Source organism: Herbaspirillum sp. SJZ107, from assembly GCF_006715485.1.
Classification (GTDB): Bacteria; Pseudomonadota; Gammaproteobacteria; order Burkholderiales; family Burkholderiaceae_D; genus Telluria.
In genome coordinates this window covers 155903-175213 of the sequence record NZ_VFNH01000002.1, presented here as the reverse complement: position 1 = coordinate 175213, position 19311 = coordinate 155903, and the positions used below count along the sequence as shown (strand labels likewise).

The 19311-nt window shown below is 66.4% G+C and carries 16 protein-coding genes; 2 read left to right on the top strand and 14 right to left on the bottom strand.

Annotated features, from left to right (window positions below; all coding sequences use genetic code 11):
- Positions 1–34: 34 nt before the first annotated feature.
- Complete coding sequence (gene epsC, locus FBX97_RS10475; RefSeq protein ID WP_141831348.1) at positions 35–961, top strand: serine O-acetyltransferase EpsC; 927 nt, start codon at positions 35–37, stop codon at positions 959–961.
- Between the two features lie 24 nt (positions 962–985).
- On the opposite strand, the gene FBX97_RS10470 is transcribed toward epsC, so the two are convergent.
- The 4 genes from FBX97_RS10470 to FBX97_RS10455 all read right to left on the bottom strand — a co-directional run bounded on the left by FBX97_RS10470 (position 986) and on the right by FBX97_RS10455 (position 5980).
- Positions 986–2050, bottom strand: a complete 1065-nt coding sequence (locus FBX97_RS10470) for a TraB/GumN family protein (protein ID WP_255517416.1) — start codon at positions 2048–2050, stop codon at positions 986–988.
- Positions 2047–3099 carry a TraB/GumN family protein gene (locus FBX97_RS10465; RefSeq protein ID WP_185748555.1) on the bottom strand — a complete coding sequence of 351 codons (1053 nt, stop codon included), beginning with the start codon at positions 3097–3099 and terminating at the stop codon, positions 2047–2049. The genes FBX97_RS10470 and FBX97_RS10465 overlap by 4 nt, the downstream gene beginning before the upstream one ends.
- A 137-nt stretch (positions 3100–3236) precedes the next feature.
- Complete coding sequence (locus FBX97_RS10460; RefSeq protein ID WP_141831344.1) at positions 3237–4754, bottom strand: UdgX family uracil-DNA binding protein; 1518 nt, start codon at positions 4752–4754, stop codon at positions 3237–3239.
- On the bottom strand, positions 4751–5980 hold the full coding sequence (locus FBX97_RS10455; protein ID WP_141831342.1) for a putative DNA modification/repair radical SAM protein: 1230 nt from the start codon (positions 5978–5980) through the stop codon (positions 4751–4753). The genes FBX97_RS10460 and FBX97_RS10455 overlap by 4 nt, the downstream gene beginning before the upstream one ends.
- Before the next feature lie 207 nt (positions 5981–6187).
- Between FBX97_RS10455 and FBX97_RS10450 the strand changes: the two genes are divergently transcribed.
- Complete coding sequence (locus FBX97_RS10450; protein ID WP_141831340.1) at positions 6188–6652, top strand: hypothetical protein; 465 nt, start codon at positions 6188–6190, stop codon at positions 6650–6652.
- Here the strand turns inward: FBX97_RS10450 and FBX97_RS10445 are convergent.
- From FBX97_RS10445 to lptE, 10 genes are all read right to left on the bottom strand, one after another.
- Positions 6649–7128, bottom strand: a complete 480-nt coding sequence (locus FBX97_RS10445) for a hypothetical protein (protein ID WP_141831338.1) — start codon at positions 7126–7128, stop codon at positions 6649–6651. The genes FBX97_RS10450 and FBX97_RS10445 overlap by 4 nt on opposite strands.
- A gap of 1 nt (position 7129) precedes the next feature.
- Entirely contained in the window at positions 7130–8728 is a 1599-nt protein-coding gene (locus tag FBX97_RS10440; RefSeq protein ID WP_141831336.1) for a tetratricopeptide repeat protein, read from the bottom strand.
- Entirely contained in the window at positions 8728–10965 is a 2238-nt protein-coding gene (locus FBX97_RS10435; protein ID WP_141831334.1) for a bifunctional diguanylate cyclase/phosphodiesterase, read from the bottom strand. Before FBX97_RS10435 ends, FBX97_RS10440 begins: the two co-directional genes overlap by 1 nt.
- 7 nt (positions 10966–10972) lie before the next feature.
- A complete protein-coding gene (locus FBX97_RS10430; protein WP_141831333.1) occupies positions 10973–13102 on the bottom strand; it encodes an HDOD domain-containing protein in 2130 nt (709 codons plus the stop codon).
- 332 nt (positions 13103–13434) lie between these two features.
- Positions 13435–14709, bottom strand: a complete 1275-nt coding sequence (locus FBX97_RS10425; protein WP_141831331.1) for a multidrug effflux MFS transporter — start codon at positions 14707–14709, stop codon at positions 13435–13437.
- 2 nt (positions 14710–14711) lie between these two features.
- On the bottom strand, positions 14712–15899 hold the full coding sequence (locus FBX97_RS10420) for a class I SAM-dependent RNA methyltransferase (protein ID WP_141831329.1): 1188 nt from the start codon (positions 15897–15899) through the stop codon (positions 14712–14714).
- Between the two features lie 147 nt (positions 15900–16046).
- A complete protein-coding gene (locus FBX97_RS10415) occupies positions 16047–16463 on the bottom strand; it encodes a CopD family protein (RefSeq protein ID WP_141831328.1) in 417 nt (138 codons plus the stop codon).
- 14 nt (positions 16464–16477) lie between these two features.
- Entirely contained in the window at positions 16478–17743 is a 1266-nt protein-coding gene (locus tag FBX97_RS10410) for a glutamate-5-semialdehyde dehydrogenase (RefSeq protein ID WP_141831326.1), read from the bottom strand.
- A gap of 18 nt (positions 17744–17761) precedes the next feature.
- Complete coding sequence (holA, locus tag FBX97_RS10405; protein ID WP_141831324.1) at positions 17762–18775, bottom strand: DNA polymerase III subunit delta; 1014 nt, start codon at positions 18773–18775, stop codon at positions 17762–17764.
- Positions 18776–18786: 11 nt separating this feature from the next.
- A complete protein-coding gene (gene lptE, locus FBX97_RS10400; RefSeq protein ID WP_141831322.1) occupies positions 18787–19311 on the bottom strand; it encodes an LPS assembly lipoprotein LptE in 525 nt (174 codons plus the stop codon).

The following is a 19311-nucleotide window of genomic DNA, read 5'->3' as shown; positions in this document are numbered from 1 at the left end:
CACTCATCCATATCACTTTTTCAAGACCATACCCATGGCGAATTTCGACATCTCCGGCATCGTGCAGTGCTTGCATGACGCCCGCCAGCAATGGCGCCAGGCGCACCGCCCTGCCACAGGCGAGGTGCGCGGCATCGAATTTCCATCGCGCGATGCCCTGGCCGCCATCGTCGGACAACTGAAGGGCGTACTGTTCCCGATGCGCCTGGGGCCGACCGGCCTGCGCCAGGAGAGCGAAGAATTCCATGTCGCGCATGCGCTCGACTCGGCCCTGCATGCGCTGCTGCGCCAGGTCGAAATCGAGCTCAAGTACAGCGCGGCGCTACAGCAGTGCACCGGCGCCGACAGCGCCGGCCAGGCACTCGCCGTCACGCAAGCCTTCGGCGCTGCCCTGCCCGGCATCCGGATGATGCTCGACAGCGACGTGCTGGCCGCCTACCAGGGCGACCCGGCCGCGCGCAGCGTCGACGAAGTGCTGCTGTGCTATCCGGGCATCCTGGCGATGATCCATCACCGCCTGGCGCATTGCCTGTATCAACTCGGCCTGCCGCTGCTGGCACGCATCGTCGGCGAACTGGCGCATGCGGAAACCGGGATCGACATCCATCCGGGCGCGACCATCGGCGCCGGCTTCTTCATGGACCACGGCACCGGCATCGTGATCGGCGAAACCGCCGTCATCGGCCAGCACGTGCGCCTGTACCAGGCCGTCACGCTGGGCGCCAAGCGCTTTACCACGCTGGCCGACGGCTCGCTGCAGAAAGGCCAGCCGCGCCATCCGGTGGTCGAAGACGACGTGGTCATCTATGCCGGCGCCACCGTGCTCGGCCGCATCACGATCGGCAAGGGCGCAGTCATCGGCGGCAACGTCTGGGTGACCCACGACGTGGCGCCGGGCGCGCGCGTGGCCCAGGCCGCAGCGCGCGAGGATGGCGTCAACGGCCATGCCGACCCCGCCTAGGTAGCCGCGCGCTCCGGCGCCGCCTTATTTGGGGCTGTCGACCGTATAGCCCTTGGCCCTCAGCGCGCCCAGGTAGCCCCTCGGGTCGAACACGTCCTTCATCTCGAGCACGGCAAAGGTCGACGCGTATTCCGCCATCGCCTTTTCGGCGGCTTCCAGCCAGGTCGCGCGCAGGCGCTCGTGGATCGAGCGGAATTCCGGACTGGTCTGCCCGGCGGCGCTGCTGCCCAGGATTGCCTCGTCGCAGGCTTGCGCTTGCGTCGTGTAGTCGAGGCCTTCGATCTCGGCGATGTTGCCGTCGGCCCAGGCACTGGCGCGCTGCTGGAGGGCGCCGAGGTCCTGTTCCAGGCTGTCGAGCGTCCTCGCAAGGCAGGCCGCGTCGTTCAGCTGCGTCTTCTTGAATGCCGTGAGCGCCTGGCCCACGTTGTCCAGCTCCAGTTCGAAACCGGACTGCAGCACCTTGACCTTGTTGGCCTTGGCGATCTGGAAGATGCGTTCGCGCACGATGCTGCCGTTCACCAGGCCGGACTTGTCGCGCCCGGCGGCCTGCAGGCGTTGCGCCGCGAAGAGCGGCCGCAGGCGTTCCACGTCCTCGTTGTCGCCGATGTACCGGTCCTTCAATAGCGTCCAGTGCGCGTAGACCTCGGCCGGCAGCACGTCCTGCAGCGTGGCGCCGTCCGGGTTCTTCTGGATGCCGATCAGGCGCGGCAGTTGCGGCAGCAGGCGCAAGCCCTTGAAGAAGCCGACGTGCGCCGATGCCGACGGCGGCGCCAGCAGCACCTGCGACTGCGACAGCAAGTGCTCGACCCGGCTGGCATCCCATTCCATGTTCCTGGGCAGCGGCGAGTACACGCCGAACACCCACATGACGTGGTTGCCCTTCGAGACTTTCCAGACCCCGGGACCGGGGCGGCGCCCAGACACGACGATCTGGGCTGGCGCCGCCTGCAAGTCCTGCAATTCCGGGGACGCGCCCTCGGCCTGGGGTGCGGCGGCCGGCGGCGTGGCCGGGTCGGACGCGGTCTGGGCCAGCGCCGGGAGCGCCAGCACGCCCAGCATCAGTACGCATGCAATGCCCCGGCGCCTCATTTCGGACTCTCGACCGTATAGCCCTTTTCCTGCAGCAGGGACAGGTAGCTCTTCGGCCCGAGAATGTCGCTCATCGCCAGCATCGCAAACGTCGCCTTGTTCTTTTCCAGCGCACTGTCGACTGCTTTCAGCCAGGCCGCGCGGCGGCGCTCGGGCAGGTCCTGCATCTGCGGATTATTCCTGGCAAAGGAGCCGTTGAACACCGCACTGTTGCAGGCATCCTCGCGTTCGGCATAGTCGAGGTTGCGGATCTCGGCGATATTGCCGTTGGCCCAGGCATTGCCGCGTGCGCGCATCGCATCGATGTCGGATTCGAAGCGCTCCAGGGTCTTGACGAAGCAGGCCGTGTCTTCGATCTGCGACTGCTTGAATTCCTTCAGCGCGCGGCGCGGGTTGTCGATCGCGATGTGGACGCTGGCATTGGTCAATTTGACGTCGTTCTTTTTTGCGATCTTCTCGATCTGCTTGCGTACCTCGTAGGACTTGGCGAGACCGGTCTTTTTCAGGCCGGCTTCCATCAATTCGTCCGCAGCGAACAGCGGACGATAACGCTCGACGTCGTCGTCGTTGCCGATGTACTTGCTCTTGAGCGCCTGCCAGCGTACGTAGACGTCGGCCGGCAGCATCTCATGCAGCGTGGCGCCGTCCGGGTTCTTCTTCATGCCGATCATCGACGGCAGCGCGGCCAGGGTACCGAAAAAGCTGTCGGTGCCGACCGAGACGCCCGGTGGCGTCAACACTTCCTGCGACTGCGCCACCAGGCGTTCGACGCGCCCGGCATCCCATTCCATCTTGTGCGGCAGCGGCGAATACAGGCCGAATACCCACATCACGTGCTCGCCTTTGGACACCTTCCACAGCCCGGGACCGGGACGCTTGCCGGACACCAGGATCTGGGCGGCGACCGTCTCCGGCGCCGCTTCGCCGGCAGCTTGCTGCACCGGCACGGCAGCGGGCGGTGCGGCGGGTGCAGGTTCGGGCTGGGTCTGGGCAAGGACAGGCAGCGTCAGGCAAGTCAGGACCAGCGCGCAGGCAGTGCGTTTGTTCATCGGCATCCCTTTTATGATTGGTGTCGCTAGAGATTAGCTAGTGGACACCAAATGGGATATTGACGCAACAAAATATTACATATTTGACATGCATATACGCCGTATGAAAGCTGCACATATGCATGTAAACACGAAGATTATTCCGGCGCCGGCGCGTCGATCGGCCGCTCCAGCAGCTCATGCGCCAGCTTGAGGCCCGCCACCATGGTCGAAAACGCTTCATGCTTGGCATCCTCGCCCGGCACGCGCAGCACATACGACGGGTGATAGGTCGTGACGACCCAGCGTCCGTCCACCTTCATCGGCTTGCCGAGCGAATTTTTGAGGGTGACGTTGGCACTGCGCAGTACCGATTTCAGCGCGGTGGCGCCGAGCGCCACGATGACGGTCGGCTTGACCTGTGCCAGTTCCTTGTCCAGCCAGTAGTGGCAGGCCTCGACTTCGCGCTGGGCCGGCGTCTTGTGCAAGCGGCGCTTGCCGCGCGGCTCCCACTTGAAATGCTTGACGGCGTTGGTGACGTAGATCGTGTCGCGGTCGACGCCGGCCGCCTCGCACACCTGGTCGAGCAGCTTGCCGGCCGGGCCGACGAAGGGGTGGCCGGCCAGGTCTTCCTGGTCGCCCGGCTGCTCGCCGACGAACATGATGGGCGCGTGTTGCGGGCCTTCCCCGGGCACGGCCTGGGTCGCGAACTGCCACAGCTCGCAGCGCCGGCATTCGTCGAGCTTGGTCGGCTGCTGGCGTTCGGGCTGGGCATCCGCCGGCGCGATCGGGATCGTCGTCCCCTTGCGCTGGCCGACGGCCTGGGCCTGGCCGATCTTGCGCGCACCCATGGCGGCTTCGCTGATCATATGCGGCACGATTTTTCCCTCCGGTAGGTTCTTCCAGCGGTCCGAGGTGATGTGCTGCTGCATCACCGCGGTGTTCAGGCGCGCCGGATTGAAGATGCTGCGGTAATAGGTCAGCCACAGGGCTTCGCCGCCGTCCTTGTCCGATTGGTCGAGGTCTTCGGCCCGGCCGACCAGCGGGCCGGTGTTGTGCAGCGTATGGCCGTCCCACAGCACGCTGGCCTCGGGCGTGGCGATCATCCAGCTGACCTTGCCCATGCGGCTGACGAAATGTTCGGCCACCTGCGGCAGCACGTCGTGGCGCGGTTCATACCAGGCAACGAAGCGCGGCGGGCCGGCATCGACCGGGCGTTCGCGGAAACGGATGTAGGCATGCATATCGTGTTCCTCGCGCCGGACCGCCTTCACCATCGCATTCAGGCGGGCGCCGTCTTCGTCGGCCGGCGACTGCACGTCGTGCTCGCCCTGCTGCCAGCGCCACATCACCCGGTACAGGAAGGCCCAGCGGTCGGCCACGCGGCAGCAGGCGGCGGATTGCAGCATTTCCATCAGCGAGCGCGGCACGTGGGGTGGGTTTTTCGCAGGTACGGATGCCGTGAACGCAGCAGGCGCCTCGGCCGCGGCCGCCGCGCTCGAGAACAGATCGCCACCGGCCTGCGGCGAACTCCAGGTGATCGCCTCGGGCGGCACACCCCAGACCAGCAGGTCGCGCGCCGCCTCGCGCCATTCCGCAAAGGTTTCGACCAGCAGCGGCTGGCCGGCCTGCACGTGCAGGACCGCTGCTGGGAGCGCTGGCGTCGGCGCGCTCATGCGGCCTGTATTTCCGGAAACAGGTTCATCTGCTCGGGGGCGTCCGCCATGTTACGCCTGAGCAGTTCGGACGACACGGCACCCTGCGCCGGCTTGTAGTCTGCGGTGACGACGAAGGGCGCCAGCTTTTTCAGGCTGCAGCGCAGGCGCGACAGGTCTTCCCAGCGGATGCGGCGCAGCCGGCGCAGGTCGATCAGGCGCTTGGCCGAGCGCAGCCCGATGCCGGGGATGCGCGCGATCATGGTTTCGTCGGCGCGGTTCAGGTCCATCGGGAAGTGCTCGCGGTTGGCCAGCGCCCAGGCCAGCTTGGGGTCGATGTCGAGCGCCAGGTTGCCGCTCTGCGGCATCAGTTCGCCGGCGGTAAAACCATAGCCGCGCAGTAAAAAGTCGGCCTGGTACAGGCGGTGCTCGCGCAGCAGCGGCGGCGGCGCGGAGGGCACGCTGGACGGGCTTTGCGGGATCGGGCTGAAGGCCGAGTAATACACGCGCTTGAGTTTATAGCTGCCGTACAGGGTCTGGGCCGTGTTCAGGATGGTGTGGTCGTCGCTGGCGTCGGCGCCGACGATCATCTGGGTGCTCTGGCCGGCCGGCGCGAACACCGGCGCCTTGGGGTGGTCGTCCTTTTCGTCGAGCTTGGTGCGGATCGAGCCCATCGCCAGCTTGATCGTGTGCACGCTCTTTTCCGGGGCCAGCTTCTGCACGCTGTCCTGGGTCGGCAGCTCGATGTTGACCGATAGCCGGTCGGCGTACTTGCCGGCCAGTTCGATCAGGCGCGGGTCGGCATCCGGGATCGTCTTCAAATGGATGTAGCCGCGGAATTTATGGTCCACCCTCAGGCGACGCGCGACTTCCACCAGCTGCTCCATCGTGTAGTCGCTGGACTGGATGATGCCGGAACTCAGGAACAAGCCGTCGATGTAATTGCGCAGGTAAAAATCCTGGGTCAGCTTGACCACTTCGTCGACGTTGAAGCGGGCGCGCGGCACGTTCGAGCTGCGCCGGTTGACGCAGTACTGGCAATCGTAGATGCAGAAGTTGGTCAGCAGGATCTTGAGCAGCGAGACGCAACGCCCGTCCGGCGTATAGCTGTGGCAGATGCCCATGCCGTTGGTGGCGCCAAGGCCATCCTTGTCGACGGAATCGCGCTTGGGCGCGCCGCTGCTGGCGCAGGACGCGTCGTACTTGGCGGCATCGGCCAGGATTTCCAGCTTGTTTTTGAGTTCCATCTTGGCAGGAATACTGTATGGATGTACAGTATACCGCAGTTCATTAGCGAAGCGCCGTGCGCGAACGCACCCATGTCGTATTTATGAGCCGGCAGTGGCAGGCTCCAGACACATCTCCGGGAAATCATGAAATATCTGACAAAAAAACGTTGGGCAAGCGTTCGCAGCGGACAAGCCGAGAGCGATGCCACGAGCTGGGGGAAGGCCTTGCGCGCCTACCGTGAGCAGCTGGAAACCCTGCGCGGCACCCTGCCCGAGCACGTGTTTGCCTTCTTCGACCGTGCCGACATCCACGACGGCGAGCTGCTGCACCTGGATATCCGCGACGGCAGCCGGCCAGCGCCGCTGGAACAGCTGCCGCGCCCGTGGATCGTGCCCGGCGACCATCCGGTGCGGGTCGAGCTGGCCATCATGGATACCTACGACCGCAGGATCTGGGGATTGCGCTACAGCGCGATCCGCCGCATCCTGGTCGATTTTCCTTCCGGTAAACCGCTGTTCTACCAGGACGGCGACGGCTTCGGCGACGTCGCCTGCCACGAGCTGAGCGCCTGCGGCGAAGGCTTCCTGCGCCATGAAATCCTGTTTGCCACCGGGGCCACGATCCTGATCGAGTTCAAGGACGTCGAGGTGCACAGCCGCCTGCGCCAGCCGGAAGCGGCGCCGGCTTAAGCGGGAAAACCTTGGCGCAGGAAGCGCCGGAGCGACAGCAGGCCCGCATAGTGGCCGCTGACCCAGAGCGTGTTGCCGTCCATCGCCAGGTGCACGGCCTGCTGGTCCCAGCGCAGCAGCTGCGGCAGGCGCTTGCGGCAGACCCACAGGCCGGTTTCGGTGTCGCTCGGCTGGAAGCCCAGCAGCGGCAGGCGCGCCTCGAGGGCGGCCAGGGCCTGGGCCCGGCCCGGCCCCTTGACGCCGAAGCGGGCCGGGCGCGCCAGGTAGACCGAGGGCAGCGCGCCGCCGAAGGCGCCGGCCACCGCCGGAATGCCGATCACGTGGGCATGCCAAACCGCCTGGGCCAGCGCGCCGATGCCGACCAGCGGCACCAGCACACATAACAAGTAACTCTGCAGCTGCGCGGCCGAACGGAACGGCCAGAAGCGCCGCGGTCCGGTTTCCAGCAGGCGCAGTCTGGTCAATTCGATCTTCACGTCAGGCGCTTCCGACCAGGGTACCGGCCTGCGCCAGCATTGCCGGCGACATGCGCGCGGCGACGCGCTGCAGATAGCGCGCGGCCGGCGCCAGCCCGGCGGCGCCGGCGCGGTGCAGCCAGGCATAGGCTTCGACCGGGTCCGGCGGCACGCCCTGCCCGGCCGCGTACATCACGCCGAGGTTGAACTGGGCGCGCGCGTGGCCCTGGCGCGCCGCGCACAGGTACCAGAAATGCGCCGCCTCGTAGTCGCGCGCCACCCCGTGCGCGCTGTCGTAGCGCAGGCCGAGCGCGAACTGGGCCTGCGCATGGCCCTGCTCGGCCGCCTTGCGGTACCAGTCGCCGGCCTGGCGCGGGTCGACGCTGCCGCTGTCGTCGCGGTCCAGCAGCTGGCCCAGCATGTACTGGGCCGGCGCGTAATCCTGGTCGGCCGCCTTGCGGCACCAGTACAGGGCCTGCTGCAGGTCGGCCGCGGCGCCGCTGCCGCTCGGTTGCCCACTCAGTTGCCCACTCTCGTAGCGCAGCGCCAGGTCGAACTGGGCGCGCAGGTGACCCTGTTCGGCGGCGCGGCGGGTCCAGTCGGCGGCCGCGGCGGCATCCTGGGACACGCCCAGGCCGGCGGCGTACAACAGCCCGAGGTGGTATTGCGCGCCCGCGAATCCCTGCTCGGCGGCCTGGCGGTACCAGTGCGCGGCCTGGGCGTGATCCTGGTCGACGCCCAGGCCGTTCTCGTAGCGCAGGCCGAGGTTGTCCTGGGCGCCGGCGTGGCCCTGTTCGGCCGCCTTGCGGAACCAGTGCAGCGCCTGCACCGGATCTGGTTGGAGGTTGTGGCCGTGACCGTTGTCGTGGATCAGCGCCAGGTTGAATTGCGAGCTGGCGTGGCCCTGTGCGGCGGCGCGGCCATACCACTCGATGGCTTTGGCGCCGTCCTGCGGCAGGTCCTGGCCTTTGTCGTAGCGCAGGCCGAGGTTGAACTGGGCCGGCGCATAACCCTGCTCGGCGGCCTGGCGCAGCCAGTGGACGGCTTGCTGCGCATCGCGCGGCAGTCCCTGGCCGCTGTCATGGCGCAGGGCGAGATTGAACTGCGAGCGCGCGTAGCCCTGTTCGGCGGCGCGGCGGTACCAGGCCAGCGCCTGGGCCAGGTCCTGGGGCACGCCCTTGCCGCCCTCGTACATCATGCCGAGGTTGTGCTGGGCGCCGGCGTCGCCCTGCTCGGCCGCCTGCGCGAACCAGTGCAGCGCCTGCTGCACGTCGGCGACGACGCCCTGGCCCTTCACATACAGCCAGCCCAGGTTGTACTGGGCCGGTCCGTACCCTTGCTCGGCGGCCTGGCGGTACCAGTACACGGCCTGCACCAGGTCCTGGGTGACGCCCGGTTCCGGTCCCCACCCGCGCTGGTACAGCACCCCGAGGTTGTACTGGGCCTGTTCCAGTCCGCTGCTGGCCGCCATGCGGTACCAGGCCACCGCCAGTTCCTCGTTGCGCGGCACGCCCTGGCCGTTGACGTACATGAAGCCCAGGCTGTGCTGGGCGGTAGCGATGCCGCGCTCGGCCAGCCCCTTGACCCGCAGGAATTCAGCGGTGTGGCGGCTGTCGTCCATCAGGCCGGAAAGGCCAGCATGCCGGGTACGCCGCTCGGCACGCCCTGGGCGCGCAGCACGTCGATGAAGCGGCCCAGGGGCATCGGGCGGTAGTACAGGTAGCCCTGCATCGTCAGGCAGCCGTTGGCGCGCAGGTAGCGTGCCTGGGCATCGGTCTCGACGCCTTCGGCGATCAGGTTCAGGCCCAGCCCGCGCGCGATCGAGATGATCGCCAGCACCACCGGATAGTGCCCGTGCTCGTCGTGGATCTCCTTGACGAAGGACTGGTCGATCTTGATGGTGTGGACCGGGAACCGGTGCAGGTAGGCCAGCGACGAGTAGCCGGTGCCGAAATCGTCGATCGCCACCGACACGCCGAGCTGGCCCAGTTTGTTCAGCTGCTCGATCGCATGCTGCGGGTTGCGGATGCAGATGTTCTCGGTGATCTCGACCTCGATCTGGCCCGGCGCGATCCCGTGGCGCAGCAGCGCGCCGCGCATCTTCTCGAAGAACTCGCCGCGGTCGAGGTATTGCGGCGACAGGTTCAGCGACAGCTTGATCTGGCTGCCGCCAAGGCTGTTCCACTGCAGCATGTCGCGGCACAGGGCAACGATCATCCAGTCCGAGATCGGCAGCATCAGGCCGTTTTCTTCGGCGAAGGGCAGGAACTCGCCCGGCGACACCACCCCGCGGGTCGGGTGGTTCCAGCGCATCAGCGCCTCGGCGCCGATGATGCGGCCGCTGATGGCGTCGATCTGCGGCTGGTAATACATCTCCAGTTCCTCGTTCTCGAGCGCCTTGCGCAGGCTCTGCTCGAGCGCGATCTTCTGGTGCGACACGTCCTGCATCGACGGGTCGTAGAAGGCGTGGCCGTTCTTGCCCTGCCCTTTTACCTGGTACATCGCGATGTCGGCGTGGCGCAGCAGCTCGTCGATCGATTCGCCGTGGCCCGGATAGATGGCGATGCCGATCGAGGCCGAGATGTGGACTTCGTGGCCGTCCAGGTCGAACGGCAGGTGCAGGCAGTCGAGGAATTTATCGGCCACCTGGCGCGCGTCGTCGCGGTCGCGCAGCTCGGGCAGCACGATGGTGAATTCGTCGCCGCCCTGGCGCGCCAGCGTGTCGCCCTTGCGCAGGCACTCCTTCAGGCGCCCCGCCACCTGCTGCAGCAGCTCGTCGCCCTTGACGTGGCCGAGGGTGTCGTTGACCAGCTTGAAGCGGTCGAGGTCGATGAACATCACCGCCAGTTCGGTCTGCTTGCGCTTGGCCTGGATCACGGCCAGGCCGAGCCGGTCCTTGAACAGGATGCGGTTCGGCAGGTCGGTCAGGATGTCGTGGTAGGCCTGGTACGAGATCACCTCTTCCGCGCGCTTGCGGTCGGTGATGTCGCGCGCCACGCCGTAGGTGCCGAAGAATTCGAGCTTCCTGACTTCCTGGTCGGGCACGTGCATGCCGATCGCGTTCAGCGAGATCGTCATCAGGGTGTTGTTGAAGGTGCGCTCGTGGGTGGTGTTGGCGTGGCACTTCAGGCGCAGCTCGACGTTGCGCGAGGCGCGTTCGTCGACGCGGCGCTCGTTGAACACGTAGCGGGCGCGCTCCAGGTCCTCGTCGTGCACCAGGATCGAGTAATGCTGGCCGATCAGCTCGTCGCGCCGGTAGCCCAGCAGCTGGTAGGCGCGGTCGTTGATGAAGGTGAAGCGGCCTTCGTGGTTCAGCGTGTAGATGATGTCGGGCGAGGAGTCCACCAGGTAGCGGTACATCTTCTCCGAGTTTTCCAGCTGGTTCGCCATGAACGCGTTCGACTGCGCCAGGCGGCGCTGCTCCAGCGCGTTGGCGACCGTCTTCAGCAGCTCTTCGCGGCTGTAGGGCTTGCGCAGGTAGTCGTAGGCGCCGCGCTTCAGGGCGCCGATCGCCGCATCGATCCCGACCTCGCCGCTCATCACGATGACATCGGCGTCGATGCCCTTCTCGTTGATGAAATCCATGATCTGGTGGCCGCCGATGTCGGGCAGGCGCAGGTCGAGCAGCACCAGGTCGAAGCGCGTCTTCGACAGGTGTGCCAGGGCTTCGCCGCCGGTGGCGGCAGTCGAAAGCTGATAGCCGCGGCCCTGCAGCAGTTCGTACAGGGACGTGAGCAGGCGCGGTTCGTCATCGACCAGCAGGAGTCTGGGCTGGTCCATCAGGCCGGATGCAGCGTTGCCGTCGGCGTTGACCGGAAACGGCAAGGATGCGGGGGCGCTGGCTGAGAATGGATTCATTGTTGCCTTATACGGATCCGAGCGCGCGCGCCGGCAATGTGGCCGGGGCGCTGGCGCCGGCATGCGCCGGCAGCAGGATTTCAAAACTGGTGCCGGTGGCGCCGCTGCGGCAGGCGATATGCCCGTTCAGCTGCTTGACCAGGCTGTGCACGATCGACAGGCCGAGACCGTGGTGCGGCCCGGGCTTCGTGCTCTTGACGGCGGCGAACAGGTTGGCCAGCACCTCGCGCGGCAGGCCCGGGCCGGTGTCGGCAACGACCAGCTCGACGTACAGGCTGCGCTCGCGGTTGACATGGCCGCGGTTGGCGATCTCGATGCGGCCGCCGCCGGCGCTCAAGGCCTCGATCGCGTTCTTGACGAGGTTGACCAGGATTTGCTTGATCGCGTCCGGATCGCCTGCGACGCGGCTGTCCTGGCCGGCCATGCCGACCACGATCTCGACGTTGGACGGCACGAAGTCGGTGGTGCGGAACAGACGCAGCACGTCGTCGACCACCTTCGCCACGTCGGCGCCGCGGCTGCCGTCGAAGGCGCCGTTCACCATCGGATCGGTCTCGGTCAGGCTGTTGACCAGCTGGCCGACGCGGTCGATCTCGTCATGCAGCACCGACAGCTCGCCGCCGACCGGCTCCTGGCGTTCCAGCTTGCTGTCCAGGACCGACAGGTAATTCTTGATGATGGCCAGCGGGTTGTTGACTTCGTGGACCACGCGCCGCGAGGCTTCGCGGTATTCCTCGGCCACGTTGGCCAGCTGGCGGCGCGCCTGGCCGCGCGCCTGGATCGCTTTCTCGAGCGCGCTTGCTGCCTGGTTGCCGAACGACTGCAGGAAGCGCTCGCGCTTCTGGCAGGACGGCAGCTGCCAGCTGGCGACGCCGCCGACCAGCACGCCCAGGCAGCGCCCGCCGGCGACCAGCGGCACGCACACCATCGATTCGGCGCCGAGCATGCGCAGCAGCTGCTCTTCCGGCAGGCCGAGCGGACGGTCGCGGCGCACGAAGGCCAGCTTGCGCTCCAGCGCCGCCTGGGCCACGGCGCCGCCCTTGGCCAGCGACACCGCGAATTCGGCGATGCGCTGCTGGCTGCCGATCGCTGCCCCGACCAGCGCCTGGCCGGTCGGGTTTTCCAGCAGCACCAGCGCATTCTCGAAATCGAACAGGATGCGCGCCGAGCGGGTCATCGATTCCAGCAGCCCGGTTTCGCCGTGTCCGCTTTTATCGCCATCCTGCTGCTGGCGTGTGAAGACCTGGCCGATTTCCGAGACCAGCACCAGGTTGCGCACCTCTTCGTTCAGGCGCTGCTGCACCGGGTCGCCCGGCGGCGGCGGCGCGTAGGCCGGCGGCGCCGGGACGTCGTCGGCGCCGGCCAGGTCGATGCCGAGGTGGATCGCCGACTTCTCGACCTGGCGCGTGGCCCCGGCCAGCATGGCGTCGGCATCCTCCGGGTTCAGTCCGCACAGCTTGCAGGCGTCGATCACCTGCGCGATGTCGTCGGCGTGGTAGGCCAGCACGTGGGCGGTGCGCAGGATGCGGATCAGGGGGTGCGCGGCTTCCAGGCGCTCGCTCGGCTCGTGGTGGTACAGCACCGAATCGGCCAGGAAGGAATCCAGCTGCCAGCGCTCGATCAGCCAGGCGCCGGCTTCGGTATGGGTGATCTGCAGCGTGCGCTGCTCGACCGCGCACAGGTCTTCGTCGTCGTGCGCCAGGAAGTTATAGGCGTATTCCTTGGGCGCCGTGGCCAGCAGCGCCAGGCGGCCGACATTGTGCAGCAGGCCGGCCAGGTAGGCTTCCTCGGACTGGGCATAGCCGATACGGCGCGCGATCTCGCGCGCCAGCACCGCCGTCGTCAGCGAATGCTTCCAGAAGCCGCGCAGGTCGGTGGCGCCGGAATTCGGGAAGCTGTTGAAGGTCTGGAACACCGAATCGCCGATCACCAGGATCTTGATCATGTCGGTGCCGAGCGCCATCATCGACTGCTCGAGGCTGACCTGGCGACCGCCGCGGTGATAAGCCGAGCTGTTGGCAACGCCCAGGATCTTGCCCGTCATGCCCGCATCGGTGGCGACCAGCGCCGCCAGCTCCGCCATGCCCAGGTCGTCCGCCTGCAAATGGGCGAGCAACTTGATGAGAATCTGGGGCATGGCCGGCAATCGTGCGATCAGCAAACGATTGCGTATGTCCTGGTCTGATTGTATTGAGTCAAGCACGGCCGCCACAGTCTTGGGAAAGTGGCAGCCGGTCAGGGACAACCGCCACGAGGTATCTTATTTCTAATCTTTTGAAAAGAGCAATGTTTTAGGCTCTGTTCTCATAATGAAAACGGGTCTTAGCATATATACATTTCTGGCCGGGAACAACAGTTTCTAACAAAAGTGATGTGTTTTAGAGTCACAACTTGACCAGAACGTATAGATATTGAACAGAGAATGATCGCATACCTGTATGACAGGTCTGCGATCTTTGTGCAAGCCGCTCATGCCAATCCGTTGCGCCGGCGGTAATGGCGCGACACCATCCAGCACGCCAGCGAGGCCAGCGCAAAGGCTGCCTGACCAAGCGCCATCGCCAGCACCGAATGGGTCAGCGCCGGCGCCACGATGCCGGCCACGATCGCCCCCATCAGCGTGGTCAGGAACGATTGGCAGGAAGCCGCGGTGCCGCGGATGTGCGGGAACAGGTCGAGCGCCAGCAGGGTCGCGCTGGGGTTGATGACCGAACTGCCGAAGTTATAGAAGAACATCGGCAGCACGGTCCACGGCAGTGCCGGCGGGAAGAACCCGTGATAGCTCACGCTGAAGGTCACCGCGGCCAGCATGAAGGCATAGCCGATCCCGATCTGGCGCGAGAAATGCATCTTGCCGGCCAGCCGGTTGGCTGCCAGCGCACCCAGGAAGATGCCGCCCACGGCCGGCACGAACAGCCAGGCGAAGTCCGACGGCCCCAGGTGCAGGTGCACCGGCAGCAGCACCGGCGCGCCCGAGATGAACAGGAACATGCCGCCGAAGTTGAAGGCGGTGACGCCCGACTTCATCTGGAATTGCACCGAACTGAAGATGTCCCAGTAACTCCTGGCCAGGAAGCGCGGATTGAAGGGCTGGCGCTGCTCTTTCGGCACGGTTTCCGGCAGGTGCTGCCAGCACACCCACCACAGGCCCAGGCTGAACACCAGCAGGCCGAGGAAGATGGCGCGCCAGTCGAACAGGGTGACCACCCAGCCGCCCAGCACCGGCGCGATCGCCGGCGCGATCGAGAAGATCATCGTCACCATCGACAGCAGGCGCGCGGCCGGCGCATCCGAATACAGGTCGCGGATGATGGCGCGCCCGACCACCACCCCGGCACCGGCCGAGATGCCTTGCATGATGCGGAAGATCCACAGGTAATGCACCGAATGCGCGGACGCGCAGCCGAGCGTGCCGACCGCGAACACGACCAGGCCGACCAGGATCACGTTACGGCGCCCGAAGGCGTCCGACAGCGCGCCGTGCCACAGCGACATGACGGCAAAGGCCAGCATGTAGGCGGTCAGCGTCTGCTGGACTTCGATCGAGGTCGCGTGCAGGCTGTCCTGGATCGCCGGGAAGGCCGGCAGGTAGGCGTCGACCGAGAACGGTCCCAGCATCGCCAGCGCGGCCAGCAGTGCGGCCAGGCCGCCGGCCGACAGCATCGTGACCTTGTGCGGCGCGGGCAGCGGTACCGGGGTGACGGGATCCTTCGGCAGGTTGTCGGGTTCTGGTTCGGGCAGCATGGTTATTGTTGTGCGGGTTTGGCGTCCGGTTTTGCCCCGTCGCGGCGGTTGAAGCCGGCGACCATGTCGAAGCGGAACAGGCGGCATTCGAGCGCGCCGTTGAAGAACGGGGTCTTGCGCGATTCCTTCAGGCGCAGCATCTTGGGCACCCCCAGGTCGGCCGTGAACAGGTACACGGTCCAGCCGGCGAAGCGCTGCTTCAGGGTGCTCGACAGCTGCTGGTAGAAGCCGACCGCCATCTCGTCCTGCGGGATGGTGGAATCGCCGCGCACGCCGATACGCTCGCCGTAGGGCGGGTTGGTGACCACCAGGCCCGGGGTGGCGGTCGGTGGCTGCACCTGCTGCGCCTCGATCTGCTTGAGCGGCACCTCGAACAGGACGCCGGCCGCGCGCAGGTTATGGCGCGTCATCGCCACCATGTCGCCCGAGATGTCGGAGCCGAAGATGGTCGGCTCGCTTGGGAGCGGGTTCGGCTTGATCGAGGCCTTCATGTCCTGCCAGGCCTGGCGGTCGAAGTTGGCGAACTGCTCGAAGGCGAAGCGGCGGCGCGCGCCCGGCGGAATGCCCTGCACCATCTGGGCGGCCTCGATCAGGATCGTGCCGGAACCGCACATCGGGTCGAACAGCGGCACGCCCGGCTTCCAGCCGGCCACGCGCAGCAGGCCTGCGGCCAGGTTCTCGCGCAGCGGCGCGTCGCCGGTCTCTTCGCGCCAGCCGCGCTTGAACAGCGCCTCGCCCGAGGTGTCCAGGTAGATCGTGAAGTTGCGCGCGTCGAGGAAGCCGACGATGCGCATGTCCGGCGTGCGCGTGTCGACCGACGGCCGCTTGCCGAACTGGTCGCGGAAGCGGTCGCACACGGCGTCCTTGATCTTCAGCGTCGTGAATTCCAGGCTTTTCAGCGGCGACTTGATGGCGGTGAGGTCGACGCGGATGGTGTGGTCGACACTGAACCAGTCTTCCCAGGTCTGCTCGAGCACCAGGTCGTAGATGTCGTTCTCGTTGCTGTAGGTTTTATTTGCCATGCGCATCAGCACGCGCGAGGCGATGCGCGAATGCAGGTTGAGGCGGTAGGCGTCGAGCATGTCGCCCGAGCAGTGGACGCCGCCGGGGACCTGGTTGTGGACCTTCAGGGTCTTGCTGTTGGTCGTCTGTGCGATCTCGGCGAGTTCGTCGGCGAGGGCTTGTTCCATGCCGCGTGGGCAGGGGCAGAAATAGGAAGTCATCGGGGGAACCTTTTGTCCGTTGTTTACAAAATAGAAGCGGCCGGGATCAGGATCCGGCCGCCGGAAAATCCCGTCGCCCCTGCGCAGGCAGGGGCGACGTTTTAAAGCTGGCGCTTAGAACGGCTTGACCACGACCAGAATCACAATCGCAATCAGCAGCAAAACCGGCACTTCATTGAACACGCGGAACCACTTGTGGCTGCGCGTGTTCACGCCGCGCTCGAACTTTTTCAGCAGCGATCCGCACGCGTGATGGTAGCCGATCACCAGGATCACCAGCGCCAGTTTCGCATGCAGCCAGCCGCCGCGGATGCCGTAGCCCAGCCATAGCCAGAGGCCCAGCAGCAGCGCCGGCACCGCCAGCATCGTGGTGAAGCGGAACAGGCGGCGGGCCATGCCGAGCAGGCGCTCGAGTGCCGCCGGATTGGTTTCCTGGGCCAGGTTCACGTAGATGCGCGGCAGGTAGAACAGGCCGGCAAACCAGGAGGCGATGAAGATGATGTGGAAGGCTTTGATCCAGAGGTAGGCCATGCAGCGCTTTCTTGTTAGTTACGAATCTCGCCGTGGCCAAAGACCACATATTTGAGTGAGGTCAGCCCTTCCAGCCCGACCGGCCCGCGCGCATGCAGCTTGTCGTTCGAGATCCCGATCTCGGCGCCCAGGCCGTACTCGAAACCGTCGGCGAAGCGGGTCGAGGCGTTCACCATCACCGAGGCCGAATCGACTTCGCGCAGGAAGCGCATGGCGTCGCTGTAGTCTTCGGTGACGATGGCGTCGGTGTGCTTCGACGACCAGGTGTTGATATGCTCGATCGCGGCGTCGATGCCGTCGACGATCTTCACCGCCAGGATCGGCGCCAGGTATTCGGTGCGCCAGTCCTCGTCCGTGGCCGGCGCCAGGTGCGGATAGCCCTGCAGGATGGCCAGCGCTTCCGGGTCGGCGCGCAGCTCGACCTCTTTGGTCGCATACAGGTCGGCCAGCTGCGGCAGCACCGTGGGGGCGATGGCGCGCGCCACCAGCAGCGTCTCCATCGTGTTGCAGGTGCCGTAGCGGTGGGTCTTGGCGTTCATGGCGATCGGCAGCGCCTTGGCGAGATCGGCCTTGGCGTCGATGTAGACGTGGCAGATGCCGTCCAGGTGCTTGATCATCGGGACCGTCGACTCTTTCATGAGGCGCTCGATCAGGCCCTTGCCGCCGCGCGGGACGATCACGTCGACGTACTCCGGCATCGTGATCAGGGCGCCGACGGCGGCGCGGTCGACCGTGTCCACCACCTGCACGCCGTGCTCGGGCAGGCCGGCGCCGCGCAGGCCCTCGGCCACCAGCGCGGCCAGCGCGCGGTTGCAGTGGATCGCTTCGGAACCGCCGCGCAGGATGGCGGCATTGCCGCTCTTGATGCACAGGCCGGCCGCATCCACGGTCACGTTCGGGCGCGCCTCGTAGATGATGCCGATCACGCCCAGCGGCACGCGCATCTGGCCGACCTGGATGCCGCTCGGGCGGAATTTCATGCCGCTGATTTCGCCGATCGGGTCCGGCAGCGCGACGATCTGGCGCAGGCCGTCGACCATGGTGGCGATCGCCTTGCTCGACAACGCCAGACGGTCGAGCAGGGCCGGCGCCAGGCCGTTGGCACGGGCGGCCTCGAGGTCGCGCGCGTTGGCTTCGACCAGGGCCGGCGCGTCGCGTTCGATGGCGGCGGCGATCAGGAGCAGGGCCTGGTTGCGGGTGGCGCTGTCGGCGCGGGCCATGGCGCGCGAGGCGCTTCTCGCCTGACCGCCGATGGTGTGCATGTATTCAGTGATGTTCATTGTGCAGTCCGATTTATTTCACGAAGCGACCCGCAGCGCCAGCTGCAGCATCGCATCCCACGCATCGCCCGCGAACTGCTTCGCGCGCAAGCCCTTGACCATCTTGTCGACCTGGGCCGCCTGCTGCAGCGCCGCTTCCAGGGTCGGCAGCGAAATCCGGCGCAGCGCCGGCTCCATCATCCGTTCGCGCGGACCCCAGATGCGGTATTCCTTCAGCAGCGCACCGAGCGGCCGGCCCTGCGCCATGCCGGCTTTCAATTTTAGCAGCGTGCGGATTTCCTCGGACACCGCCCACAGCACCAGCGGCAGCGCCTCGCCCTCGCCTTTCAGGCCTTCCAGCATGCGTACCAGGCGTGCCGGATCGCCGGCCAGCATCGCTTCGGACAGCTTGAACACGTCGTAGCGCGCCACGTTCAGCACCGCGTCGTGCACCTGTTCATAGGTCAGCTTGCCCGGCTCGTACAGCAGGCCCAGCTTCTGGATTTCCTGGTGCGCCGCCAGCAGGTTGCCTTCTACGCGATCCGCGATGAAATCGAGACCGTGGCGGTCGGTGCCCTGCCCCTGGCTGCTCAAGCGCATGCCGATCCAGTTCGGCAGCTGGGCGCGTTCGACGTTCGGGATCTCGATGTAGACCGCGGCCTGCTGCAGCTGCGCCACCCAGGCTGCCTTGGCCGTCTGCCAGTCGAGCTTGGGCAGCGTGATCAGGGTCAGGTTGTCCGGGTTCAGGTCCTTCGCGTAGTTCTGCAGCGCCGCGCTGCCGTCCTTGCCCGGCTTGCCGCCGGGGATGCGCAGCTCGATCAGCTTCTTGTCGCCGAACAGGGACATTTCCTGGTTGGCGGCCAGCAGCTCGCCCCACTTGAAGCTGCGCTCGACGGTGAGCACGTCGCGCTCGGAAAAGCCCTGCGCGCGCGCCTTGGCGCGGATCTTGTCCGCCGCTTCCAGCGCCAGCAGGTGCTCGTCGCTGGTGATCACGTACAGGGGCGCGAGCCCCTTGGCGAGGTGCCCGTCGAGCGCCTCAGGCCGAAGTTGCATGGGGTTTCCTCTTACGTCGCCGGCTTCATTGCCGCCAGGCGGCGCATGATCTGTTGTACCAGGTCGGCCTGCATGTCGCGGTACAGCAGCGCTTCTTCGGATTCCTTGGCCAGCACCTGGGTTTCGTCGAAGGCCATGTTCCGGCGCAGCGAGATCTCGGCCGGCGCCATCAGCTCGACGCCTTTCGGGTCGCGCACCGTGAAAGACAACGTGTAGGTCAGCAGGTATTCGCGCACGCGGCCCAGGCTGTTCAGCGACAGGATCTGCTTGCCGCGGTTCTCGCTCAGCACCACCAGCTGGGCCTCGGCCGCGGTGGCCGAGTCGGCGATGGCCACGTTGCCCGCGCGCAGGTTGCGCTTGAGTTCCGTGCCCAGCGCCGAGTTGTCCGGGAAGCCGATGTAGATGCTGCGGAAGGGCATCGTGTAGCTGCCGTTCGAACCGCGCAGCTGGAAGCCGCAGCCCGGCAGGGCGACTGCCACCGCCATGGCTGCAGCCGCGCGCAGCACCATCCTTCTTTTGGAGGAGGAGATGGTCAT